The sequence below is a fragment of the Micromonospora sp. CPCC 206061 genome, from assembly GCF_036906915.1.
In the GTDB taxonomy this organism is placed as follows: domain Bacteria; phylum Actinomycetota; class Actinomycetes; order Mycobacteriales; family Micromonosporaceae; genus Phytohabitans.
In genome coordinates, this window is the sequence record NZ_JBAKHX010000001.1 from 382,788 (window position 1) to 405,957 (window position 23,170).

The following is a 23,170-nucleotide window of genomic DNA, read 5'->3' on the forward strand; positions in this document are numbered from 1 at the left end:
ATCGATCACGCCGCCGTCTGGCGTTAACACGATGAGGGAGCCACGCCGCCGTGCCTCGTGCCATCCGGGACAGCCTTCCCGTCACCATCCACCTGCTCGCGGTGATGGGCCTTGCCCTGGCCGGTTGCGCCGCGCAGCGACCAGCCGAGACGCCACACGCCGACGCCTTGGTCGCCGCCGAGACCCCGACCGTCACGAGCAGCCCGACGGCTGATCCGACCGCCGCCCCGACGCCGGCGAAGTCGAGCCCGGCGAGCGCGTCAGTCCGGCCCGGCACCCGGAAGCAGACCACCACGCGATCCGGCGCGACGGCCAAGTGCGGTCCTGCGCTCAGTCAGGCGTGGGCGAGCTGGCCCATGCCCAACCCGAAGGGTACCGGTTTACCGAACGCGGCCAGCTACACCGACCTCGGCGACGGCAGCGTCCGCGACAACGTCACCTGCCTGGTCTGGCAGAAGGCGTACTCCGCCGAGAAGCTCACCTGGTCGTCGGCGAAGTCATACTGCGCCGGGCTGTCGATCGGCGACAGCGGCTGGCGCCTGCCCAGCCGCATCGAGTTGACATCGATCATGGACTTCACGCGCAGCGGGCCCGCCATCGACACGACCGCCTTCAAAGGACTGGCGAACTTCTTCTGGACAGGCTCGCCATGGGCCGTCGCACACGACCCGCCCTACGCCTGGGTGATGAACTTCTACGAGGGCCTGGCCAGCAACGCCGGCAACACCACCGCGACATACCATGCGCGCTGCGTCCGCGCAGCGACCGGCACGGGCGCCGCCACATACACCACCGTGGCCGCCGGCGAGGTTCGGGACGACCACACCGGGCTGATCTGGCAGCGGGCCACCTCGGCCACGACGATGTCCGCCACGGCGGCGGCGAGCTACTGCGCCGCACTCGCCCTGGGCGGTCACGCGTGGCGACTGCCCAGCATCAAGGAACTGGCAACCACGGTCGACGAATCGCGGGTAGCCCCCGCCATCAATCCTTCCGTGTTCCCCAACACGGCAAAAAAGACGTACTACTGGTCGGCCTCGAAATCCCATCCACAGCCCGACAAGACGTGGGGCCTCAGCTACGACGACGGCTACACCAACTACCGGAACATCCCCCAGGGATACGCACGCTGCGTGCGCTGACCGCGAGTCGAAATACATGCATCTGGACCACGCCCTCGTCCACCCTCGTGGCAGCGCGGCGCGGTGACCAGTGCTCACCGGCGATGCTCACTTTCTGGCCCGGACGACTACGCCAGGCGTTTCCGTAGGTTGCCGGCCTCCGGGTGGCCGACGTCCGCGAAGATCTCCAGCGCCTGCTGCCAGGACTGACGAGCGGCCTCGATGTCGCCGACGGTCTCGTGGACCTCGCCCAGCCGGGTGAGCCGGTTAGCCTCGTTGATGCCCCCGCCGAACCTCCGGTTCCAGTCGATGGCCTGTTGATAGCAGTCGATGGCCCGCTGGTACTGCCCGAGGCCGCGGTGGGCGTGGGCGAGGGTGTCCCAGACGTCGGCCATGCTTGCGGCGTCGCCGATCTCGGTCATCTCGGCGATGGCCTGCTCGCCGTGGGTGATGGCCAGTGCGTGGTTCCCGAGCCGCGTATGGCACCAGCCGATGGCGTTGTGGGCGAGCGCCCGCATGAGTTGGCTGTTCCCCGCGTGGGCCGCGTCGAGGCAGCCCTCGGCGTGCGCCAGCCCGTCCTGGTAGCGGTCCTCCCGCGTGGACAGCCATGCCAGGGTCATGTGCCCCCGCGCCTCGCCAGCGTGGTCACCGATCTCGCGGTAGATGGCCAGAGCCCGCTGGGCGTGGGAATGCGCATCGTCGCGTCGGCCGAGCAAGGCACACGCGACAGCCACGCGACGATGGATCTCCGCCTGCCCGAACGCGTCCGCGCACCGGCTGGCCGCGCGCAGCCCGATGGCCTGGACGGTGACCTGGTGGTGCCAGAGCCCGCGCCAGAGCAGGTAGGTGCTGAGCGCCCGGGTCAGGTGGTGGATGTGGTGGTCGAACCCGGCCTCGGCGTTCTGATCCAGCACGGCCAGCAGAACGGGAAACTCGATGGTCAGCCACGCCCGCGCCGCGGCGTTGCCGGAGAAGGCTTCGGGAACCACCTCGGGCTGGGGCAGGTCGAGCACTGGGTGATGCTGGCTGGCGGGCAGCCATCGGTCCGCGGCGTGGGCGGAGTGCAGGTAATAGTCGAGCATCCGCTCCAGTGCGGCGCGCCGTTCGGGCTCGGTGTCGACGCCGCCGGCCAGTTCGGCGGCGTAGACGCGCACCAGGTCGTGGAACGCGTACCGGCCAGGCGTGTGCTCGATGATCAGGTGGGCCGCGATCAGCTCGGCCAGCTGTCGCCGTGTTCGCGCCGCCGTCAGGCCGGCGAGGCTGGCCGCGGCGGCGAGCCCGAGGTCCGGACCGGGGTGCAGCCCCAACAGCCGGTACAGGCGGGCCGCCGGCGGGCTCAGGGCCTCGTACGACCCGGAGAAGACCGCTCGCAGGTCAGTGGCCGCATCCGGGCCCGCCAGCGCGTCGAGCCGGCCGCGGGCATCGGCCAGCTCGCCAGCGAACACCGACAGCGGGAACCCGGGATTGGTGGCCGCGCGGGCGGCGACGATGGCCAGCGCAAGGGGCAGCCCGGCACACGCCGCCACGATCCCGTCCACCGCCGCCGACTCGGCGGCCACCCGCGCGGCGCCGAGCCGGCCGGCCAGCAACTGCCGTGCCTCGCTCGCGTCGAGCGCGTCGAGCCGCACCGGCTGCGCGCCGTCGCTGGCGACGAGTCCGGCGAGCTGGTCACGGCTGGTCACCAGCACCAGCACACCGGGCGTACCGGGCAGCAGCGGCCGCACCTGTTCAGCGTCGCGGGCGTTGTCCAGCAGAACCAACATCCGGGCACCGGCGAGCCGGCTACGGTACAGGCCGGCCCGAGCCTCCACAGTGGTCGGTATCCGCTCCGCTGGCACGCCCAGTAGCTCCAGCAACCTGGGCAACGCCTCCGCCGGGCTCATCACCTGACCGGCGGGATCGAAGCCACGCAGGTTCAGGTACAGCTGCCCGTCCGGGAAACGGTCGCGTACCCGATGCGCCCAGTGCACCGCCAGCGCGGTCTTTCCCACCCCTGCGCTGCCGCCGATAGCCGTCACCACCACCGTCGACGATGCGTCACCGGAGGCGGCCAGCAGTTCGTCGAGCTGCGCCAGCGACCGCCCACGGCCGCTGAAACCGGGGCTGTCGGCCGGCAACTGCGCGGGCCGGTCGGCCGGCGGCCCGGACGCGCCGGCTGACCGCGCGGGCGAGCCCCCGTCCCGGCTCCCAGCCGGGGCCACGGCGGCGAGCGTGGGGTCGTGGCGCAGGACCCGTTCGTGCAGCTGGCGCAGCGCCGGGCCGGGTTCGCTGCCCGACTCGTCGATGAGCCGGTCACGCAGCGACCGGTAATGTGCATGCGCGTCCACCTGCCGGCCGCACGCGTACAGGGCGAGCATCAACTGTCCGGCCAGCCGTTCGTCCAACGGGTACGCCGCGGCCGCGGCCGACAGCTCTGGCAGCAGCCGCGCATACTCACCACGGCGCAGCAACACCTCGTTGCGGTCCAGCACGGCGGCTAGCCGCTCCCCCTCCAACCCGGTCGCGACCGCGCGCAGCCAATCGCTGTCAACGTCGGCGAACGGCGTACCCCGCCACAGGTCCAACGCATCACACCAGATACGCGCGGCCTCCCCGTCGCCGGCCGACCTGGCCTGGCCCACCAACGCCCGGAAGCGGTGCAGATCCACCGCCGCCGGCGCCACCTGCAGCACGTAACACGACGAACGGCGCACCAGCACCGGCCCGCCCGCCCCGTCGAAGACCGTGCGCAGCCGCGACAGGTATGCATGCAACGTCCCCCGGGCCCGCTGCGGCGGCCGCTCGCCCCAAACCCGGTCCATCAATTGATCGAGCGAGACCGGAGCACCTGGCTCGACCAACAACACGGCCAACACCGTGCGCTGCCGCGCCGGCCCCAACCCGACCGGACCATCCGGCCCGTACGCCGTCACCGGCCCCAACACCTGGAACCGCAACAACGACCCCTTCCCAGCGCCCCAGCCCAGCACGCTCGGGCGCGGCGGGCTGGCCCGGATCGCCGGAGTTGTCGCGCCGTTGAGTAGGTGGATCAGGATACCGGTCGGCTACGCGCTGGGCGAACGCGGCGAGGGTTGGACGCCCTCACCGCGTGGATAGGTTCGGATCATGTCCACGCCCCACCCGCTGCCCGCGGGTGGGCTACGAACGCGGCCGATTCCCGCGGGGCATGATGGTGGCGTTGGGCAGACCGGGTGCCCGAAGCCGGTTCCCCGGGTATCCCTCGACGCCGCCGAAGCGGCCCGAGGAGGCCTCCCAGTCCTCTCTGGCCCGGACGATGTCCTCATGGGTGCGGCCGATGAAGTTCCACCACATGACGATCTGCTCCTCGAACGCGGGGCCGCCGAGCAGGATCGTCCGTGCCGGCCCGTCCGACGGGTTCGCCAGCGACAACGCGCCCAGACCGGCGGGGACATAGCCGAGTTCCGCCGGGCGTAGCAGGGTGTCGGCCACGCGGACCTGACCGCTGTCCACGAGAACGCCGTGCTCGAACGCGGTGTCCGTGGCGAGTGTGATCGCCGCACCGGGCTGGAGGGTGATCTCGGCGCCGAGCAGCGGTGTGAACGTGCGTACCGGCGAGACGTCTCCGGCCAGCGCGCCCAGGAACACCCGGATCTCGGCGCCGTCGATCCGCACGGGTTCGGGCACATGATGCTGGAAGTCCCGTCCCGCGTTGCGGTGCTCTTCGGGCAGCGCCACCCACAGCTGCACGCCGTGCAGGACCGTGGTGCGCGGCGTGGAGACCTCCGAGTGGGCGATGCCGTAGCCGCCCGTCATCAGGTTCAGCTCGCCGGGCCGGATGAAGGCGTGACTGCCCAGACTGTCGCGGTGTTCGACCTCCCCGCTGAACAGCCAGCTCACCGTCTGCAGGCCGGTGTGCGGATGCGGCGGCACATCCATACCGCCGGTCCCGGCGACGTCGTCGGGACCGTAGTGATCGGCGAAGCACCAGGCCCCGATGAGCGTGCGGGCCCGCTGCGGCAGCGTCCGCCGCACCGACATCGCCCGCGGCCCGCCCAGGGGCACCTCGCGTGGGGAAAGCACCTCGACCCGCGGCGTTTCAGGCGGCGGCCGGTCGCCTACCGGCTCGCCACACCTCATTTCGACCGGCGCGGCCTCCACGTTGCTCACCCAAACCACCTCCACCCATCCGTTCAACTATCCAGGTCGCCGACCGGCGGGGGAACAGTTACCGCTCCCGGGCGAACATGACGCGCCATGTACATTGGAAGGGCAGGTGTATGACATGTCAAGAGCCTTGCTAGACTCGTCGCGTATGAAGGACGAACCGCACTGGCTGAGCCCGGAGGAACAGCGCGCCTGGCGCGCCTTCATCCGCCTGCACCAGAAGCTCACCGCCGCCCTGGGGCGCGATCTTCAGGCGCACGCGAAGCTGTCCGGCGCCGACTTCGAGATCCTCGTCGCCCTCACCGATATCCCGGAGGGCCGGCAGCGCTTCCAGGATCTGGCCAAGACGATCGACTGGGAACAGAGCCGCCTGTCCCACCAGATCGCCCGCATGACCAAGCGTGGCCTGGTAGCCCGCGAGGAGTGTGCCGAAGACGGCCGCGGCGCCTTCGTCGTCATTACCGCGGCCGGCCGCAAGACCATCGAAGCCGCCGCGCCCCACCACGTCGCCACCGTCCGACGCCTGGTCATCGATCGTCTGAGCCCGGACGACCTCGCCGCCCTCGGCCGGATCTCCGACCACATCCTCGAACAACTCGACAACATCGCACCCTGAGCACCGTCGTGAGCGCTGGATGCCGGCCTACGTCCAGGCCGCCCTCGGCGTCGGCTCAGTGACCTCGCGCCAGGTCCGCTGCGCTTGGACCCGTACGGCATCGACGGCGAGGAGCTGCCCAGGGCTACCGGCGGCGCGCTCGCCCGCGTCGGCGGGCAGGCGCACGGGCGAGTCCGTCGACAGCGGCAGGATGTGCAGGGTAAGCGTGGAGGCTGGCTCGTAGCCGGCGTCGCGGAGGCTGACGAACCATGGTGAGCCGTCCCAGAAACGGTCGGTGACGGTGCGGCCGTCCAGGCACAACCGCGCCACGTCACCGGCCCAGTCGACGCGCAGCAGGGCATCCTGATCCGGCTCCCCCGCCCAAGCCGGCAACCGCAGCTCGTAGACCGCGGCCAGCTCATCGAACACGGCAGTCGAGGGTGCGGACTGCCGCGTGTCCCGCTTGCCGTAGCCGGCCGGAACGGCACTGTGCGCCGGCCGGTGCGGCGTCACGGACACCTCAGCGGCGGCGGGGCGGGCGTCACCCCGCAATGGCAGTGGGCGGAACCCGCGGCCCGCCGGGTCGTAGACCCGCACATCCGGGGCGGGCCGGGTGGTTCGGGCAACGACGCGTCCGTCCGCGCCCCAGGCCAGATCGTCCTCGGACAGCAGCAGCCGGCGACCGTCGGTCCCCTCACTCACCCAGGCAGCACGGGCGTCGGTCGCCGACAGGACGAGCACATCGAGTACGTCAGAGCCGCGGGCCAGCCGGAGTGGCTCCCGGCCGGGCTGGATGGTCCGCACGGCTTGACCGGGGACGGCGAGCTCGACCGGAATTCCCGGTTCAGCGCAGAGCACCAGGGTCGGAACCGCGCCCGGCAGCAGGGTCAGTACGGAGGCGGTGGCCCAGTCGACGCGTACGCCCCCCACGTCAAGTGCGACGGGCCACCAGGCCAGCGTGCCGGCGGGGATGTCGACGGGCTTGGAGGGAAGCAGGAGCTGATCGGTCTCGAGCGTCACCTGGAACTGGGCTCCCCGGTACGTCGGCAGCGTGACGTACGGCTGGTGCCAGGCCAGGAACAGGAAGCCGCCGCTGCCGTCGCTGCGCAGCGCCCAGCGCAGCGTCGTGGTGTCGTCCACGCCCTCCGGCCGCACCTCCGGCAGGCTGCTGGGCATGTCCGCCAGGCGCGAGCCGAAGGCGGACAGAAAGGCGTGCTGCCGGCGCAGCTCGGCGTGGGTCGAAGAGAGCGTGCCGGCCTCGCCGATCGGGGCGTGGAAGTCGTATCCCAGCTCCGGTAGGTCGTTCGGGTAGCCAGTGAGGTGCGACTCCTGCGTGCCATGCTCACCAGGCGGGTTCGTGCCGCCGGCGTACATGTAGTAGCCCTGCCAGGCCGAACCGTTGCCGATCTTGCAGTGGGCCACGGCGGCGATGTCCAGGGCCGAGGGGCGAGGCCTGCGGTGGTACGCGGTGGCCATGCCGCCGCCGAGCTCGCAGGTGGCCGGCGGAAACAGCTCTGAGGTGCGCGCCGCTGGCGACACGACACCGTCGGAACGTAGGTCCGCGCCGATGCCCGGGTCGTCCCACGTGTGCGAGAAGAAGAAGTGTTCCCGGAAGGAGGGGTCCCAGGGTGCGTCGGCTTCGACCCAGAAGCCGTCGCCGTAGCCGCCGTACAGCGGCATGATCTGCTCTGGAGGCAGCTGCGCGCCGCCCCAAGCCGTGGCAGTCCACAGTGGAGCGGACATCCCGGCCTCACGCGCCAAGCGTTTGAGGGTCAGCAGGTGGCCCGGCTGGTCGTAGAGCTCGTTGTCCAGCTGGATCGCGAGGATGTTTGCTGGCGTACACCGCCCGGCGAGCGCCGCGCCGAGCTGGCCGAACCACTCCCGCACCAGTTCCAGGTACGCGGGATCGTCGCTGCGGTGGGCGACCGGCGCCTGCTGCACCCAGTCGGGGAAGCCACCGTTGCGGATCTCGGCGTGGACCCAGGGTCCTATGCGCAGCGCGACCTCCATGCCGGTCGCGCGGCAGAGGTCGACGAACGCGGCGACGTCGAGGTTGCCGTCGAAGCGCGGGGCGCCCCGGCGCCGCACGTGATGGATCCAGGGCACATAGCTGGAGACCACCGTGATGCCACCCGAGCGCATGAGCCGCAGCCGCTGCTCCCACCGATCCCTGGGCACCCGGCTGTAGTGCAGCTCTCCGGAGATCGGGATCCACGGTTGCCCGTCTCGGCACAGGAACCGGCTCGTCAGCGACAGGCCCGCCCGCACGTCATCGTGGTTGCACATCTGTGGCGCCCGCTGCGGTGCCGGCCACGTGCGCGATCGGATGGCAAGCGGAGCGACGCGCGCCTGCGCAGCGGCCGGGGGCATGGCACTCCTCGTGGTCGGGCTCACCGTACGACCTTACAAAGTTCCGAAACAGGGCTCGAAACCTTCCGCGGCGATGCGCGGCCGGCGAACCACTCAGCGTGTCGGACCGAGGCGGGACCAGCTCCGCTCGTCGGACCAGCGTGAGGCCGGATCGACATAGGCGCGCAGCAACCCACCGAGTTCCGCGTCGCCGCGGCCGCGAAGTTCGTCGGCCGCGAGCCTGCGGGCGACTCCGGCCAGCACGTCGGCCACCTGGACCCGCGGATCCGTGCGCGAGTCCACCTGCCTGAACCGCAGGAAGCGGCCCGGTGGCAGCAGTTGCCGCTCGAGCCGCCTGATGCGCCCCTCGGTCAGGGCGGACTGCTCGTCGTGAACGATCGACACATCGGCCTCGCCGTCCCGGCTCCAATGCAGGATGGTCCTGGCGAGGGCTGGGATCAAGGGTTCCAGGGTCGGTTGCAGGACGTGGTGCTCGAGGATTCGGGTCCGCGCCGCGTAGGCAACCGGCCTGGCGCGTCGAAGCTCGTCGAGGATCGCGCCCAGCCGGCTACCCGCGTCGAGTTCCGCGAGCGTCTCGACCAGATTCAGGAACGCGTCCACGGGCTCACGCACGGTACGGCGTTTCCGCGTCCGGAGCACGGCATTGGACGCCGCCAGGAACGCTTGCCACCGGTCACGGCCGAACGCTTCGGGGCCTTCCCGGCTGAGTGTGGTCGCCAGTTCGGTGAGCCGCCGGTCGACGACCAGGCCGGCGCTGGTCGCGTCCGCGGACTGCCCGAGGACGAGGTCGAGGACTCTGCCGACGACGAAGTAGGACTTGTCGGTGAGGTGGACGAAGGCGTTGCCGTGGATGGGGCTGGCCGGGCCGAGCAGGCTGGTCACCGTAGACCGTGGATCCGAGCGGAGCACATGTGACGCCTTGTATTCCCGCGCCAGGTGCCCGGCGCGACCGCCGAGCTCGCGCAGGCACTCCGCGGCCGCGTCGACGCTCAGCCGCACACTGGCGTACGCGATGATGTCCGAGCTCCCGGCCACGAGGTTGGCGCCCTCCCAGCCCGACTCGTCGCAGGCGATCTCGGGAGCTGGCGTGATGGTGCGGTCATCCGTCTGCACGATGTCCGCATCATCGACCCTTGATCCCCACTTCCGCTACCGGGTTACCGCCGGTCCCGCAGGTCGGCTACCTCTGCGTGTGGTTCCTGGATGGCACCGCGCCCTGGATCGCGGCCGACCGGGGGCAATCACACCGCTGGGGTGGCGAATGCCTTGCCGGTGAGCCGCACATCCCGTTCTAGCCGCCGAGCTCGTCGATCTGGGACTTGTCGTGGATATCGCGTCCGATTCATACCCACGACAAGTCCTAAATCGACAGCGACGGCCACCGCATCGCCGAGCGGGACCGCGTCGAACACCGCAGCCACCGGCCCTACGTCGGCCAGATCCGCGGAGCGAGAGAGCACTTCCTGGGCGGCGAGACCGCGCGGACCCGGACGACCACCTGCCCAGGCTGCGCCTCAGGCTCAGGCAGCTCAGTCACCTGCAACACCTCAGGGCCGCCGAGCGCGGCGGCGATGACCCCCAGCACGTTGCCCGGTCAGCGTCGGCCGGCGGCGAGGTCGTCGCGATCGGCACGCCGAAAGGCTTATACGAGGCGGTGTTCGAAGGCGAAGGCCGCGGCGGCCGTGCGGGTGGTGACGTCGATCTTGGCGAAGATGTTGCTGAGGTGGCGGCCTACGGTCTTCTCGCTGAGCACCAGCTGCTTGGCGATCTCCGGGTTTGTCTTCCCGGCCGCTACCAGTCGCAGAACCTCGACCTCGCGTTCGGTCAGCCCGCGGGGCAGGGTGGGGTGGATGAGTGCCGCTACCTCGTCTTCGGCGGGCTTCGCGCCGAGGTCCGCGAAGGCGCGGCGTGCGGCTGCGAGTTCGGCGAGTGCGGATTGGTGGTCGCCGAGGGCGTGCAGGCATCGTCCGAGCAGGACGCGGCAGCGCGCGGTGTCGTACCGCGCGCCGAGTCGTTCCCACACGGCTCGCTCGCGCCGAAGCAGCGGCAGTGCCGCCGCTGGGTCCTGGGCGGCGAGTGCCGCGGCGGCGCAGGCGTGGTCGGCGCGGGCCTGCACCGACGGGCAGCCGAAGGCCGCGGCGATCGACCGGAGCTCGTCGGCCAACCCCGCCGCCTCGTCGTGGTGGCCGGCGACGAGCAGGATCTCGACCGCGGCGGGCAGCAGCCGGGACCGGTGCACCGGGTCGCCCGCCTCGCTGAGCGTCCGTCGCACCGCAGCGACAGCCGCCGCGACGCGGCCCTGGGCGAGCCACAACAGTGCCAGCCCTGGCTGCGGTTCGTGACCGAAGGCGGACGCCTGCTCGTACGCCGTCGCGGCCGCGTCGAGGCCTCCGCGCAGGCGCAGCACGTCGCCGCGTTCGGTCATCGCCAGCCCGGCGGCGTCCATCGTGTCAGCCTGCCGGTAGCGCCGCACCGCGAGATCAAACTCGGTGAGGGCCTCGTCGAAGGCGCCCTGGGCGCGCATGATCTGTCCGCGGTGTACCGCGCACTGGCCGGTGAACGCGACCATGCCATGCTGCTCGTCACACCAGGCCGTCAGCGCGGAGGTCCATCGGGCCGCCCGGTCGAAGTCGGCGATCTCCTGGCATCCTTCGATCATGGTGCAGTAGACGTTGCCGGCGAAGATGGTGGAGACCTCGCCGGCAGCGACGCCGACCATGGCTTCGTCCAGCAGCGCCAGACCCTCCGGTACGTGTCCGCCGTAGAGCAGGATCCGCCCCTGGCTGACCAATCCCATGGCGACCAGGTCGGGGTCCGTGAAGCGGCGGCCGTAGTCGGCCACCTGTTGCGCCAGCTCCAGCGCGGTGCCGAAGTCACCGGTGAAGATGTGCCGGAACATGACGTGGATGAGCACGTAGCCACGCTCGACGACGTCGCCCGGGACGTCGGTCAACAGGCGCTCCGCGCGGCCGATCCATCCGCCGCCGACCGCGGCCTCGCCGCTTGTCAGCAGCACCAGGGCCAGCCAGAACGCCACCCGCACGGCCGCGGTCACGTCACCGGTGTCGATGTGCAACTGGTAGGCGCGCTGCAGCGCCTGGACGCAGTCGTTGCGCTGGCCCACGAGGTACGCGGCCGTGGCCAGCCGCGTGAAGTCGTCGGCGCCGAGCGAATCGCCGCTGGCCTGGGACAGGCCGCCGTAGGCGGCCAGCCACTCCCGGCGGTCGTAGGCCGCCCTGGCCCGCAGGAGATCATCGACCACGCCCATCGCCGCCTCCATGGATCAGCGTAGGCCCTTCGCGTCCGCCACGGCGGCGCCTTCCACCGCGCCGTCCGCGCGGGCGACGATCTGGCGGGCGACATAGTCCGCGTCGCGGCCGATCCCCGGGAACACCATCGAGGCGAACGCGTACTGGAACGACAGGCCGCAGAAGAACAGCCCCGGTGCCACGTCGACGACGCCCCGGTACTCCACCGGCCAGCCGCGCTCGTCCAGAATCGGTACCCGGATCCAGTCGAAGACCTGCCGGAACCCGGTGCACCAGACGATGTTGCTGACAATCAGGACGCTTCCGTCGCCCAGCACCGGCTGGCCGTCGACCACCCCGGTCATCCGCGCCTCCGTCCGGATGACACCGCGACGTTCGAGGTCTGACGGCTTGACCCGCAGGTTCGGCCCGCCGTGAAACCGCACTTCCGGCATCGCCTTGCGTCCCATCGGCGTCCGGCGTGTCAACACGTGCCGGAATGCGAAGATTACGACCGGCAGCAACAGATGCGCGCGCCGCGACTCGGGCCGGAACGGGATGTTGCCGCGACCGGGTCCGCACAGAGTCGTCTCATGCGTCGGTGCGAGCTCGTAGGCGATGTCCTGCCCGGAGTGCGAGGCCCCCACCACCAGCACCGGTCCCGGCTGTAGCTGCGAAGGCCGCCGGTACTGGCTTGAGTGCAGCTGCTTGATCGCTGGCGCTAGCTCGCCTGCGAACTCGGGCACGTTCGGCGTACGCCCGAAGCTGCCGGTCGCCACGACGACGTTGTCGCAGCTGATCGTCGCATCGCCCACCGTCGCGTCGTACCCGCCGTCGGGCCGCCGCTGTAGGAGGTCGACGCGGGTATTGGTGCGCACCGGCAGGTCGAACTGCAGCGCATACCGCTCCAGGTAGTCGCCGACCTCGTCCTTTCCCGGAAAGTGCCAGCGCGCCGCCGGGAATGGCAGGCCCGGCAGCCCGTCGTACTTCGCTGGCGTATACAACCGCAGCGTGTCCCACTGCTGCCGCCAGTTGTCCCCGATCCTCTGGTTGCCGTCCACAATCAGGAACGACCGGCCGCGCCGCTTGAGGTGGTAGCCGGTGGACAAGCCGGCCTGCCCGGCACCGATGATCAGAGTTTCGACATGTTGGGATTTCATGGCTGGCCTCCTAGCCTGCGTTGAGCTGACGCTAGGAGTCCGGCAGGGGGCGCCGCGTCGGGCGATCCACCCATCCGTCGACCAGTCGCCGGTGCGGCAAACACCCCACTGACCTCAGCGGCCTCTGGCCACGGGCCTGGCGAACGCCACACCGCCGAGTCCGAGCACGAGCAGCACGATCCCGAAGCGGACCGTGGTCGTCCGATGGTCCTCTTGCGGCTTGACTGCGGCGGGGCTCTTGCGTGGCGCGTGCACGACCTCGACCGGCGGGGGTGGGGGCGGTGTCGTGGCTGGCGGCCTGCGGGAGGTCGACCGGATCGGACGCCGCAGCACGGGTGGCGGCCCGGGTGGCGGCACGGCGGCGCTCTGGCGGTCGGCAGCGGGTGTCGGGCTTGCCGGAGGGCTGGTGGTCGCGCTGGGCGACGGCGCGGGCGGACGCGGCAGGGCGCGGCACCACGCCGCGTCCGAGCCGAGCAGGCCGGGGCTGCGGGCGAGACGGGTAGCGGCGCCGTCCACCGTGATCCGGTAGAGCGCGCCATCGCCCGGCCGGACGTCCCAATCGCCGAAGCTCGGCAGGCGCGGCAGGTCCGTGCGGCGGATCACCCGAAGGAACGAGGTGCTCCCCGGGCGTACGTCCACCGCCACCAGGTCGCCGTCGAGCAGGAGCAGGAGACGACCATCGGCGATGGCAGCCACGTACGCCCCGGCGACCGGGATGGTCCTCTTGCTGCCCGAACCGGCCCGGACCGGACCGAGGTCCCGGGTTTCACCCTCAGGTGTGATGGCGACGATGTGCCCGCCGTCCCCGATCGGGTGACCATTTCGCCGGGTCGCCACGCCGATGAAGAGGTGCTGCGTCGCGTCGTACCCGATGGCGTTGACCGTGTGGTCGAGGCCGGTGTCCCACCTGGTCCGGCCGGTATCCGGATCGACGGCGACGAGCCGTGACGAGTGGTGTCTGCGCACTGTGTGGACCTGATGGAGCCCGCCGGAGCAGCGGGTCGTGTTCGCCTCGACGGTGGGGCGCGGGCGCGTCACGGCGGCCGGTGCGACGAGTGCGAGAGCACCCCCGGCTGGCAGCAACACGGTCAGGGACGCGATCATTCGAAAGCCGACATGTCGCTTTCGCACAGAAGACCTCATCTACCCTAGAAGTCCAAAGAGCGTCGTTTCATCCTAAGTGGAAAGCCTGATGAATACATACCTGGTTGGCACGCTCTGGCTGGTCGGCGTATCCATCGCCACCCTCGCGGTCGTGGTAGCCCTGCGGCGCTGGCGCCGCGACTCCGGCCCGCACGTCGACATCAGCGCGCTGAGTGCGATCTTCTCCCTCGCGGGAATGCTGTTCGCGATCGTGGCCGCGTTCGTCTTCATCGACGTGTGGAGCAACGCCGCGAAAGCTCGCGACGCCACCTATTCCGAGGCACAGGCCGTGCAGCTGGTGGCCTGGTCGGCGAACGGCATGCCGGAGCCCGACCGCGCCGAGATGGTGACGCTCAGCCGGGACTACCTGCGCGAGGTCGTCGGCCAGGAGTGGCCCCGGCAGGCCGCGACAGGCGTGGACGAGAACGCCCGGGGCTGGCACCTGGTGCAGCAGATGCACGAGGTGGTGGCCCGTAACGCCGAGCGGGCAGAGGACGCGCCGGCCGCCGTGGAGTCCCTACTCCAGGCCCGCCAGGAACGGCTGGCACTGGCCGACGCGCACATTGGGGAGGCCACCTGGTTCGCGCTGCTGGTTGGCGCGGTGCTGGCGGCACTGCCGATATTCTTCTTCCCGTTCGATCGGGCACTTCCGCAGCTCGCGCTGACCGCCACGGTGGCCAGTGTGATCACGTTGCTGCTGTTCACGATCCAGCAGATCGAGCGACCGTTCGCGCACGGCAGGGTGCCCGCGACCGCGTACGAGCAGACGCTGACCCGGATCACGCCGCCATAGAACGGACCACATCGCCCGCAGTTAGGCTGGCGTCATGATCCAGGAGCCGAATCCTGCTTGGGGCCCCACCGCCGCCGGCGTGCTCCGGCTGCCCTCGGGGCGCCTGGTGCGGGGCCGCGGCCTGCGGCGGCCACTACCACCCGGCGCCCCGCCGACCTTCGGCGTCTACCTGCTGGGCCGCACGCCACCACCCGTCGCGTGGGAGAGCCGGTGGCTGCGCTGGCCCGACTTCTGGCTGCCCAGCGACCGGCAGCAGGCGCGCGAAACACTGCACGAGGCGTGGGAGCGTGCCGCGACCGAACGCGTCGAGGTCGCCTGCGGCGGCGGCCGCGGCCGCACCGGCACCGCCCTGGCCTGCCTCGCCGTACTCGACGGCGTCTCACCCGCCGAGGCGGTCGCGTTCGTCCGGGAGCACTACGACAAGCACGCCGTCGAGACACCCTGGCAACGCCGGTACATCCAACGCTTCACCGCCCCAGCCATCCCGTGACTGACGGCACGTCTTCAGACCGTCTCCGCCGCGCTGTGACAGGTAGCGTCGTTGTCCATGCGGGTGGGAATTTTGATCCTCCCGGATCAGCGGTGGTCGATTGCCGCGGATCGGTGGCGGCGTGCCGAGGCGTACGGCTTCGCGCACGCCTGGACGTACGACCACATCGGCTGGCGTAGCCTGATCGACGGGCCCTGGTTCGACGCGATACCGATCTTGACGGGGGCAGCCCTCGCCACCTCCCGGATCCGGCTGGGCACGATGGTCGCCTCCCCTAACTTCCGGCACCCTGCCCACTTCGTCCGGGAGATCACCGCGTTGGACGACATTTCTGGCGGCCGGCTCGTGATCGGTGTCGGTGCCGGTGGCATTGCCGGCTACGACAACCACGTTCTTGGCCAGAGACCACTGACAGCCCGCGCCCGGGTCGACCGATTCGCCGAGTTCGTGGACCTGCTCGACGCGATCCTGCGCGGCGAGCACGTTAGCCGGCTCGGCGAGTACTACACGGTCGTCGACGCTCGTAGCACCCCCGGCTGCGTACAGACGCCACGCGTCCCGTTCGTGGTGGCCGCGACCGGAGCACGCTCCATGCACCTGGCCGCCCGCTATGGCGCCGGCTGGGTAACCACCGGCAGCCGCGCCGACAGCGTGGACGGCTGGTGGCGCACCGTATCGGAAATGGCGCACCGCTTCGACGACGTGCTCGAATCGACCGGGCGGGATCCGTCCACCGTGGACCGCTATCTGATGCTCGACCCGGCGTCACCGGTCTACTCGCTGTCGAACATCGACTATTTCGCTGAGGCGGTCGGGCGGGCCGCCGAGCACGGCTTCACCGACGCCGTCACCTACTGGCCTCGCACGACGGGTTGGTACGCAGGAGACGAAGCCATCCTCGACGCCGTCGCCACCAGCATCCTGCCGCGCCTCTGATCGCTGTCGGAAACGCTCCCACGCCACGCGGCGGCGTCCAGCGCGGCGGCCATCGGGTTCTCAGGAAACGTTCAGCGGCGGCTCATATCCTGTCCGGGAGGGGAGTACCTCACGAAGGATCGTCCGGTCAGTACGGGCACCGCCACCGCGCCCCCGGACGATCGCCCACCGATGGTGGGTGAGGGAGACCTCGGACGGTCTGACGCGTTCGAGGAGGCCCCGATGCCCGATGGCATGGTCATGTCCGCCCCACTGGAGTCGATCGGCTCACCGCTGCTGTGGACGGTTACCATCGCCGTGCTGCTCGTCTTGCTGGCGGTCGATTTTGTGATCACACGCCGGCCGCATGACGTGCCGATGCGGGAGGCCGTCGGCTGGACGGTGTTCTACCTGGCCCTGCCGATGGCGTTCGGTCTGTTCGTCTGGGCGTCGTACGGAGGCACGGCGTCGGTGGAGTTCTTCACCGGCTATGTGGTGGAAAAGTCGCTGTCGGTCGACAACCTGTTCGTGTTCATGCTGCTGTTGGCCGCGTTCGCGGTGCCACCGGTGCTGGCCCAGCGCGTGCTGCTGTACGGCATCGTCGGCGCGCTGGTGTTGCGGGCCATCTTCATCGCCGCCGGAGCCGCCGTGATCAGCACCGGCACGTGGGCGTTCCTGCTCTTCGGTGCCGTGCTGCTGGCAACCGCGATCAAGGTCATCCGGGACGCGGTCCGCGGCACCGAACGCCAGGTGGACATCGACGGCATGCGAACGGTTCGACTGCTGCGCCGGCTGATGCCGGTCACCCGCGACTACCACGGCGCCAAGCTCGTCACCCGGATCGACGGCCGGCGGGCATTGACGCCGATGGCCCTGGTCGTGGCCGCGGTCTTCATGACCGATGTGGTCTTCGCTGTCGATTCGGTGCCCGCGGTGTACGGGGTGACCGAGGACCCTTACCTTGTGTTCGCCACGAACGCGTTCGCCCTGTTGGGTTTGCGGGCGCTGTACTTCGTGCTGCGCAACGCCCTGGCCGCGTTGCGGCACCTCAACCACGGCCTCGGAATCATCCTGGCGTTCATCGGCGTCAAACTGATCCTGCACTGGGCGCACGGCGTCTGGACCTGGGTACCTGAGATACCGACGTTGCTTTCACTCGGCGTCATCATCGCCACCCTCGCCGTCGTCACCGCCACCAGCACGCGGGCCAACCGCCGCGAGGCCAGGGCGACCGCAGCGGCTGGCCGTACCTCGCCAGTCGCGGTCACGCGAGGACCGGGAACCACACCGTAGGCGAGCACGCCGGCCACATCGGCGCACGCCGCCCGCGCGATCCGGAAGTGGATCGTCCGGAACCGCCCATACGATGCCGGCATGGCCATCGCTCGCTTCCCCAGCATCGTCATCGACTGTCCTGATCCTGGCGCGCTCGCACGGTTCTACGGCGCGATGCTGGATTGGAAGGTCGACGCTTCAGCCAGCTGGGCCGAGGTTCGCGCGGACTACGGGCAGAGCATCTCCTTCCAGCAGGTGGATGGATACACCCCGCCGGTATGGCCGACCCAGGAGTTGCCCCAGCAGATGCACCTCGACGTAATCGTCGACGACCTCGATGCCGCCGAGGCGGCAGTGCTCGAGCTGGGCGCGACCAAGCACCCACACCAGCCCGGAACCTCGTTCCGGGTCTTCCTCGACCCAGCAGGTCACCCCTTCTGCCTCTGCGTCAACTGATCCAGACTGGGTACTACCTGGGCGGCCACAGCGTGTCGATGCGGGCAACCGACCGGTCGATCTGCGCGGTGGCGATCTGGCGGGTCTTGACCATCGACAGGACCTTGTCGACTGTCTTCTCGACGACCGCGGTGTCGTAGACGGCCTGGTTGCACAGGACCAGCTGGTCCACACCGGCCTGCAACGCGTACTGGATGGCCTCGTCCGGGTCGTAGCGGCTGGTGATCGCCACCGCCTGCATGTCGTCGGTAACGACGACGCCGTCCCAGCCCAACTCGCCACGCAACAGGTCGGTGACCACCGCGCGTGACAGCGACACCGGCCGGTCCCGGTCGAGCTGCTTGTTGAGGAAGTGGGTGACCATGACCGTGTCCACGGTGCCGGCGCGGATCAGTTTCTGGAACGGCTCGATCTCGGTGCGCGTCCAGGTGCCGGTCACATCGACCGCCTCGAAGTCGGTGTTGCCGGTGGCGCTGCCCAGCCCGGGAAAGTGTTTGATCGACGTCCGTACGCCAGATCGGCGGTACGCGTCGATGGTCTCGGTCGCGCGTGCGACCACGACGTCCGGGTCGGCGGAGAATCCCCTGTCGAGCAGCGCGACCGCCGGGTTGGTCGGGTTGACCGCCAGGTCGACTACCGGGGCGAAGTTGAGATTCACCCCGATCCGCACGAGGGTCTGCGCCATGCCCTCTGCCCAGCCACGGGTGACCGCCGGCGAGTTGAGCGCGCCGATCTCGGCCTGCGACCGGGTTGCCGGAAACCCGTTGGACGGCCCGAGCCTCGCGACCTTGCCGCCCTCCTGGTCGACGGACACGATCAGCTTGGCGGGCGCTGCCTCGGTCAGTGTTCTGATCAAGGCAGTTACCTGCCGCGGGGAGTTGATGTTCCGCCTGCCGCCGGACTGCTGATCACGGTCGAACAGGATGACACCGCCCAGACCCTGCTCACTGATCGCCCGCATGATCCAGTCGTTGGCTGCGACCTGAGCACCACGGAAACCCACGATCAGCATCCTGGCGATCTTCTTGCGCAGCGCCGCCTCGTCGAGTGCGGGCGACGCGGCCGGCGTGCTCGCAGACCCGGCCGGCGTGCCCGCAGACGTGGACACCGGCCCGGGAACTGGATCGTTCCCGGCGCCGCACGCGTTCAACCCGGTGGCCACCACGACCGAACCGACGCCCGTGAGCAGCCCGCGGCGCGTGACCTCACGCCCCGTCATCGCATTCACGCTACGCCCACCGGCGCCAGCGGGTTCCGATACCGGCGATCCCGCTACTGCGTCGCGGTCTGGACCGGATGGTCAAAGGAGCGCGGTCACCAGTAGTTGTCCTGCGGCGTGTAGCTGCCCATGGTCAAGGCGTCCTTCGAGTCGTTGACACGGCTTGAAGGACGCCTGCCTACATGCGGGTCGGCTTCGTGAAGGCCCATGAGTCGATCTCGAAGAGGTCCGTGCCATCGGGCCCCGTGTACGTGAAGTACACGTCGTGCACGCCCGTGATGCCATCGAGCGGAGCGGTCACCTCGGTCCACTCGCCCACTGGCGCGTCGACGGGGATGGTCGCGACCACGGGTGCGGTGCGGTCGTCGAGGCGAAGCTGGATCTTTCCGCCTTCTACGAGCGGGAGTACCTTCGCCGTGACGCCGGCGGCGCCCTTTCGGAAGTCGACCGACGCGAGCGACGTCCAATCGCCGTTGTCGACGTCGTGTACCACGAGGTTCGGCGCTCGTGCGCCGAACTCCACCGATGCGCCGTTGACCTTCTTCGTCGCGATGCCCTGCTGCCACGCGATGGTCTCGGCCTCGATCACGCGGAACGGGTTGAGGTTTCGGACGCTGTCCACCCCGTCGTAGGTGCCGGTCACCTCCTGGATCGTGCCGTCCTCGTTGAACGCCAGCTTGGCGATGTGCGGGCTACGGAAGCCCTGCCCGGTGCCGCCCGTGGCGCGGACGTTGAGCGTCTGGGCGTGATAGGTGAAGTAGAAGTGTCCCTCGAATTTAAAGACCGATTGATGATTGTTTCCGCCGACTCCGAAGTAGTTGCCGGGGTTGCGGAAGATCACGCCGGCGTACTTGTCGGGCGTCCACGGGCCCATCGGGTTGTCGGCCATGAGGTACGCGATTGCTCCGGTCGGTGGACCGTTGGGGTCGACCGGGCCCGAGAACCCGAAGTTCGTCGAGTACGAGTAGTAGTACTTGCCCCCGCGCTTGAACATGTGGCTGGCCTCGAACATGAGCGGCGCGTCGATGACCTCCGCCGAGCCGACGGTGCTGATCATGTCGTCTCCGAGCCTGATCACCCGCGTGGACTTCGGGTGGTTCGTGTTCTCGTAGCTGCCCGAACGGTCGTCCCCGCCGCCACCGAAGTAGAGGTAGCTCTGCCCGTCGTTATCGATCAGCACACCGGGGTCGAAGAGCCAGTTCCGGCCGTTCGACGCACCCGGCGTCGCACTCGTGATGAGCAGGCTGCCGCGCTCGTCGTGCCACGGGCCGAGCGGCGAATCGCCGACCAGGACACCCGTGGCGCCGCCGCTGTTGGCGAAGTAGAGGAAGAACCGTTCCCTGCCGTCGATGACCTTGCGCGCGACCGCCGGAGCCCAGGACTGGTTCGCGTAGCGGGCGATCCCGTCCGGGCCCGCGACGGGGATTTCACCGTGGTCGACCCAGTTGACGAGGTCGTTCGAGGAGATGACCGTGAGCGTGTTGATGCCGCCGTAGGTGTTCGTCGGGGAGATCCCGTCTGGACCCGGGTAGTACACCTGCGTGTCGTTCGTCATGTACAGGTACACGCGACCGCCGTGCACGAAACCGTTGGCGTCGGCTCCGAACTTGTGCGAGATGAGCGGGTTCCCCTCGCCGGGGACCTTGCCGAGCACCTCGAAGGTCCTCGACCTCGTGTACTCCTCGAGCGTCACGTCGTCCACCTTGAAGTCCATCAGGTGGGCCTCCGGAGGCGTCGGCGTCGCCGTCCACTGTGTCTCGACGAAGATTCTCGCGGTCGTGGCGTTCTGCGCCGCGGGAACCGCGAACGTGCCCTTGATGAGCCCCCACTGTCCACGCGGCACCGTCACCGAGCCGAGATTCGTGTAGGACGAGCCTCCGTAGTGCATGGTGACGACGAATGCCTTGGTCGCAGGGCTGTTCGGGTCCTCGTACTTCACCCGCGCCGTGACCGAGTAGATCTTGCCGGCCTGTACCTTGCCGGACACATCCTGCATGGGACCGGAGCTGGTGTTCGTCCGGTTCGTGACGAGCGCGGCACCGGAGCCGGAGCAGGCATCCGGCGTGGGCGACAACGTGGCGCTGCCGGCCGTGTTGGAGAACCAGTTGGCGAGGCCGTCCTCGAACCCGCCGTTCGCGATGAGATTCACGCCGTCCGCCTGGACCGGCGCCGGCGTGGCGACCAGCCCCGCGGCCAGCACGACGCCGGTCGCCACGAGCGCGGCGACCCGTCGCCGGATCCCTCTTTGCGAGCGCTGCTCCACGAGATGGTCCTCCTTGACGCTGGTGACACCCGCATCGACACGAATTACATCGACGCCTATCGTCGTCCGTAGCGGTAGGGTACCCGGCGCAGCCGATGCTGGAGACGTCCGCGGTCCCGGCGGTCGTCAGTCCAGTAGTTCGGTGCGTTCGATCTCGGTGAACGCCGCCGCGAGGTAGCCCGCGAGGGGACGCGGCGTCGGGGTCAACAGGTGTGCCACCAGTAGCGCCGCGTGCCGGGCCAGTATGTCCGGACTCGGCGGCGCCTCTTCACTCTGATCGTGAACGCCCAGTGCCCCGGCCAGCAGGACGAGCAGCACGTGGGGATCGATGGCAGGCTCCCACGCCACGACGTCACGCGCACAGCCTTCGATGATCCGGCGGATATCGTCGCCGCCCAGCCCATCCGGGTGCGTCTGCTCAAGCAGGAGCCGGACCACCGCGCCTAGCACCAGGCCGGCTCCCTCGGTGACGGCGAGGGGCGCGACGGCAGCCTCAAGCCGGTCCCGGTCCCGCTCCTGCGCGGCGGCGACAGCCTCCGAGGCCGCGACCGCGACCGCCTGGGCGGGTGGGGGCAGGTGGCGCCAGGCCTTACGATCCGAGCCGGTCACCCGACCCGCTCCCAGGAGATGGCCTCGATGCGCTCGATGTTCTCCTCGCCCCACTCCCCCAGCGGTGCCATCGCGGTGTTGAGCGAGTGACCGAACTCAGTGAGTGAGTACTCCACCTTCGGCGGGACCTGGTGATAGACCTCGCGATGCAGGAGCCCGGTGGTCTCCATCTCCCGAAGCTGGAGAATCAGCACCCGCTCGCTGACGCCAGGGACCGCGCGCCGCAGCTCCCCGAAGCGCAGGGGGCCATCCTGAAGCGCGAACAGGATCAGCCCCTTCCACTTGCCTCCCATGACGGCGATGGCAGCGTCCAGCCCGCAGGTGAACGTCCGCTCCTTGGTCTTCCTCATCGACCAATACTTACATTTTTGGCAGTACCTGGCAAAAATGTAGGTACTTGAAGGAATGTCTGTACGCGTCCCAGGATGGATCAGCCGTCGCACAAGACCACCAACGGCATCCAAGACTGGAGTACGCACGTGACTGGCAATCACCCGACCGCGGTGACCATCATCGGACTTGGCTCGATGGGCACGGCACTGGCCGAAGCGTTCGTCAAGGCCGGGCACCCGACCACCGTCTGGAACAGAACCGCCGCCAAAGCCGCACCCCTGATCGCCAAGGGGGCCACGCATGCGGAAGCCATCGAGGACGCGCTGGCGGCAAGTCCCCTGATCATCACCTGCTTGACCACGTTCGAGGACACTCGGCTGGCTCTGGAGCCGGCCGTCACATCGCTGCCTGGGCGGGTCCTCGTCACCCTGAACAGTGGATCGCCGGCCGGCGCCCGCCAGATGGGCGCCTGGGTCATCGACCACGGCGCGAGGTTTCTCGCCGGGGCCGTCAAGAATGTGCCCTCGGCCGTAGGAGCGCCGGACACCCTGCTGTACTACAGCGGTGACAAGACCGTCTTCGAGGAGTTTGAGACGACCTTGAAGGTACTGGGCGGCGACACCGTGCACCTGGGCGACGAGCCCGACCTCGCCGCCCTGTACGAGATGGCCGTGGGCGCCATCCTGCTGCCCGCACTCGTCGGTTTCTTCCAGGGCGCCGCCGTCGTTCAGTCGCGCGGGCTTACGGCAAGCTCTATGGTGCGGTTCGCCGGCAAGTGGCTGGATATGATCAAGTCTCTGCTGCCGGTTTATGCCAAGGAGATCGACAGTGGGGACTACGCCGATGCCGCCTCCTCCGTGAACCTCTTTCTCGCCGGCGCGGCCCACGACGATGACCTGGCCAAGGAGGCGAACGTCGACACGACATGGCTAGCCCCCTTGAATGACCTGGTGAGGCGGGCGGCTGAGGCGGGCCATGGCGATCACAGCATCTCGGCCCTCACCGAAGTGCTCAGAAAGTCGGTGCCGGTCCAGGGCCGCCGACTGACGGACTAA

At 69.5% G+C, this 23,170-nt stretch carries 19 protein-coding genes; 8 read left to right on the plus strand and 11 right to left on the minus strand.

Annotation, left to right across the window (positions count from 1 at the left end):
- Positions 1-50: 50 nt before the first annotated feature.
- On the plus strand, positions 51-1,142 hold the full coding sequence (locus V6V89_RS01700; protein WP_334617087.1) for an Lcl C-terminal domain-containing protein: 1,092 nt from the start codon (positions 51-53) through the stop codon (positions 1,140-1,142).
- A 107-nt stretch (positions 1,143-1,249) separates the two neighbouring features.
- Here the strand turns inward: V6V89_RS01700 and V6V89_RS01705 are convergent, their stop codons facing one another.
- Both V6V89_RS01705 and V6V89_RS01710 read right to left on the minus strand, forming a co-directional pair.
- Positions 1,250-4,057 (minus strand): AfsR/SARP family transcriptional regulator, encoded by a 2,808-nt coding sequence (locus V6V89_RS01705; RefSeq protein ID WP_334617088.1) that lies wholly within the window; start codon positions 4,055-4,057, stop codon positions 1,250-1,252.
- Positions 4,058-4,259: 202 nt separating this feature from the next.
- Positions 4,260-5,249: a pirin family protein gene (locus V6V89_RS01710; protein ID WP_334617089.1), complete on the minus strand. Its 990-nt coding sequence runs from the start codon at positions 5,247-5,249 to the stop codon at positions 4,260-4,262.
- Between the two features lie 145 nt (positions 5,250-5,394).
- On the opposite strand from V6V89_RS01710, the gene V6V89_RS01715 reads away from it, so the two are divergent.
- Positions 5,395-5,862 (plus strand): MarR family winged helix-turn-helix transcriptional regulator, encoded by a 468-nt coding sequence (locus tag V6V89_RS01715; protein WP_334617090.1) that lies wholly within the window; start codon positions 5,395-5,397, stop codon positions 5,860-5,862.
- Positions 5,863-5,889: 27 nt separating this feature from the next.
- Here the strand turns inward: V6V89_RS01715 and V6V89_RS01720 are convergent, their stop codons facing one another.
- The 5 genes from V6V89_RS01720 to V6V89_RS01740 all read right to left on the minus strand — a co-directional run bounded on the left by V6V89_RS01720 (position 5,890) and on the right by V6V89_RS01740 (position 13,723).
- Positions 5,890-8,127 carry a beta-galactosidase gene (locus tag V6V89_RS01720; protein ID WP_334617091.1) on the minus strand — a complete coding sequence of 746 codons (2,238 nt, stop codon included), beginning with the start codon at positions 8,125-8,127 and terminating at the stop codon, positions 5,890-5,892.
- A 177-nt stretch (positions 8,128-8,304) separates the two neighbouring features.
- Complete coding sequence (locus V6V89_RS01725; protein ID WP_334617092.1) at positions 8,305-9,324, minus strand: hypothetical protein; 1,020 nt, start codon at positions 9,322-9,324, stop codon at positions 8,305-8,307.
- A 529-nt stretch (positions 9,325-9,853) separates the two neighbouring features.
- The gene (locus V6V89_RS01730; protein ID WP_334617093.1) at positions 9,854-11,479 is read right to left on the minus strand and encodes a LuxR C-terminal-related transcriptional regulator; all 1,626 of its coding nucleotides are present in this window, start codon (positions 11,477-11,479) and stop codon (positions 9,854-9,856) included.
- Positions 11,480-11,494: 15 nt separating this feature from the next.
- Entirely contained in the window at positions 11,495-12,619 is a 1,125-nt protein-coding gene (locus V6V89_RS01735; protein ID WP_334617094.1) for a flavin-containing monooxygenase, read from the minus strand.
- 114 nt (positions 12,620-12,733) lie between these two features.
- Positions 12,734-13,723, minus strand: coding sequence for a hypothetical protein (locus V6V89_RS01740; protein ID WP_334617095.1), 990 nt, complete (start codon positions 13,721-13,723; stop codon positions 12,734-12,736).
- Positions 13,724-13,811: 88 nt separating this feature from the next.
- Here V6V89_RS01740 and V6V89_RS01745 point away from each other — a divergent pair, with 88 nt between their 5' ends.
- The 5 genes from V6V89_RS01745 (at position 13,812) to V6V89_RS01765 (ending at position 17,691) form a co-directional block, all read left to right on the plus strand.
- Complete coding sequence (locus tag V6V89_RS01745) at positions 13,812-14,555, plus strand: bestrophin-like domain (RefSeq protein WP_334617096.1); 744 nt, start codon at positions 13,812-13,814, stop codon at positions 14,553-14,555.
- Positions 14,556-14,589: 34 nt separating this feature from the next.
- Positions 14,590-15,045 (plus strand): protein-tyrosine phosphatase family protein, encoded by a 456-nt coding sequence (locus tag V6V89_RS01750; RefSeq protein ID WP_334617097.1) that lies wholly within the window; start codon positions 14,590-14,592, stop codon positions 15,043-15,045.
- 57 nt (positions 15,046-15,102) lie between these two features.
- Complete coding sequence (locus tag V6V89_RS01755; protein WP_334617098.1) at positions 15,103-15,981, plus strand: LLM class flavin-dependent oxidoreductase; 879 nt, start codon at positions 15,103-15,105, stop codon at positions 15,979-15,981.
- 222 nt (positions 15,982-16,203) lie between these two features.
- Positions 16,204-17,253: a TerC/Alx family metal homeostasis membrane protein gene (locus tag V6V89_RS01760; protein ID WP_334617099.1), complete on the plus strand. Its 1,050-nt coding sequence runs from the start codon at positions 16,204-16,206 to the stop codon at positions 17,251-17,253.
- An 81-nt stretch (positions 17,254-17,334) separates the two neighbouring features.
- Positions 17,335-17,691 (plus strand): VOC family protein, encoded by a 357-nt coding sequence (locus tag V6V89_RS01765; RefSeq protein WP_334617100.1) that lies wholly within the window; start codon positions 17,335-17,337, stop codon positions 17,689-17,691.
- 13 nt (positions 17,692-17,704) lie between these two features.
- Here the strand turns inward: V6V89_RS01765 and V6V89_RS01770 are convergent, their stop codons facing one another.
- From V6V89_RS01770 to V6V89_RS01785, 4 genes are all read right to left on the minus strand, one after another.
- Positions 17,705-18,910, minus strand: a complete 1,206-nt coding sequence (locus V6V89_RS01770; RefSeq protein WP_334617101.1) for a glycoside hydrolase family 3 N-terminal domain-containing protein — start codon at positions 18,908-18,910, stop codon at positions 17,705-17,707.
- Positions 18,911-19,088: 178 nt separating this feature from the next.
- Positions 19,089-21,173 carry a family 43 glycosylhydrolase gene (locus V6V89_RS01775; protein ID WP_334617102.1) on the minus strand — a complete coding sequence of 695 codons (2,085 nt, stop codon included), beginning with the start codon at positions 21,171-21,173 and terminating at the stop codon, positions 19,089-19,091.
- 126 nt (positions 21,174-21,299) lie between these two features.
- Positions 21,300-21,782, minus strand: coding sequence for a hypothetical protein (locus tag V6V89_RS01780; protein ID WP_334617103.1), 483 nt, complete (start codon positions 21,780-21,782; stop codon positions 21,300-21,302).
- Positions 21,779-22,132 carry a winged helix-turn-helix transcriptional regulator gene (locus tag V6V89_RS01785; RefSeq protein ID WP_334617104.1) on the minus strand — a complete coding sequence of 118 codons (354 nt, stop codon included), beginning with the start codon at positions 22,130-22,132 and terminating at the stop codon, positions 21,779-21,781. Before V6V89_RS01785 ends, V6V89_RS01780 begins: the two co-directional genes overlap by 4 nt.
- 75 nt (positions 22,133-22,207) lie before the next feature.
- Between V6V89_RS01785 and V6V89_RS01790 the strand changes: the two genes are divergently transcribed.
- Entirely contained in the window at positions 22,208-23,170 is a 963-nt protein-coding gene (locus tag V6V89_RS01790; protein WP_334617105.1) for an NAD(P)-dependent oxidoreductase, read from the plus strand.

What these genes read in the sequence shown, in the direction of transcription:
- V6V89_RS01715 (WP_334617090.1), top strand. Translation starts at nt 5,395, where the DNA reads ATGAAGGACGAACCGCACTGGCTGAGCCCGGAGGAACAGCGCGCCTGG.
- V6V89_RS01730 (WP_334617093.1), bottom strand. Translation starts at nt 11,479, where the DNA reads ATGGGCGTGGTCGATGATCTCCTGCGGGCCAGGGCGGCCTACGACCGC.
- V6V89_RS01745 (WP_334617096.1), top strand. Translation starts at nt 13,812, where the DNA reads ATGAATACATACCTGGTTGGCACGCTCTGGCTGGTCGGCGTATCCATC.
- V6V89_RS01760 (WP_334617099.1), top strand. Translation starts at nt 16,204, where the DNA reads ATGCCCGATGGCATGGTCATGTCCGCCCCACTGGAGTCGATCGGCTCA.
- V6V89_RS01785 (WP_334617104.1), bottom strand. Translation starts at nt 22,132, where the DNA reads ATGAGGAAGACCAAGGAGCGGACGTTCACCTGCGGGCTGGACGCTGCC.
- V6V89_RS01750 (WP_334617097.1), top strand. Translation starts at nt 14,590, where the DNA reads ATGATCCAGGAGCCGAATCCTGCTTGGGGCCCCACCGCCGCCGGCGTG.
- V6V89_RS01720 (WP_334617091.1), bottom strand. Translation starts at nt 8,127, where the DNA reads ATGTGCAACCACGATGACGTGCGGGCGGGCCTGTCGCTGACGAGCCGG.
- V6V89_RS01755 (WP_334617098.1), top strand. Translation starts at nt 15,103, where the DNA reads ATGCGGGTGGGAATTTTGATCCTCCCGGATCAGCGGTGGTCGATTGCC.
- V6V89_RS01770 (WP_334617101.1), bottom strand. Translation starts at nt 18,910, where the DNA reads ATGACGGGGCGTGAGGTCACGCGCCGCGGGCTGCTCACGGGCGTCGGT.
- V6V89_RS01765 (WP_334617100.1), top strand. Translation starts at nt 17,335, where the DNA reads ATGGCCATCGCTCGCTTCCCCAGCATCGTCATCGACTGTCCTGATCCT.
- V6V89_RS01740 (WP_334617095.1), bottom strand. Translation starts at nt 13,723, where the DNA reads ATGATCGCGTCCCTGACCGTGTTGCTGCCAGCCGGGGGTGCTCTCGCA.
- V6V89_RS01735 (WP_334617094.1), bottom strand. Translation starts at nt 12,619, where the DNA reads ATGAAATCCCAACATGTCGAAACTCTGATCATCGGTGCCGGGCAGGCC.
- V6V89_RS01790 (WP_334617105.1), top strand. Translation starts at nt 22,208, where the DNA reads ATGGATCAGCCGTCGCACAAGACCACCAACGGCATCCAAGACTGGAGT.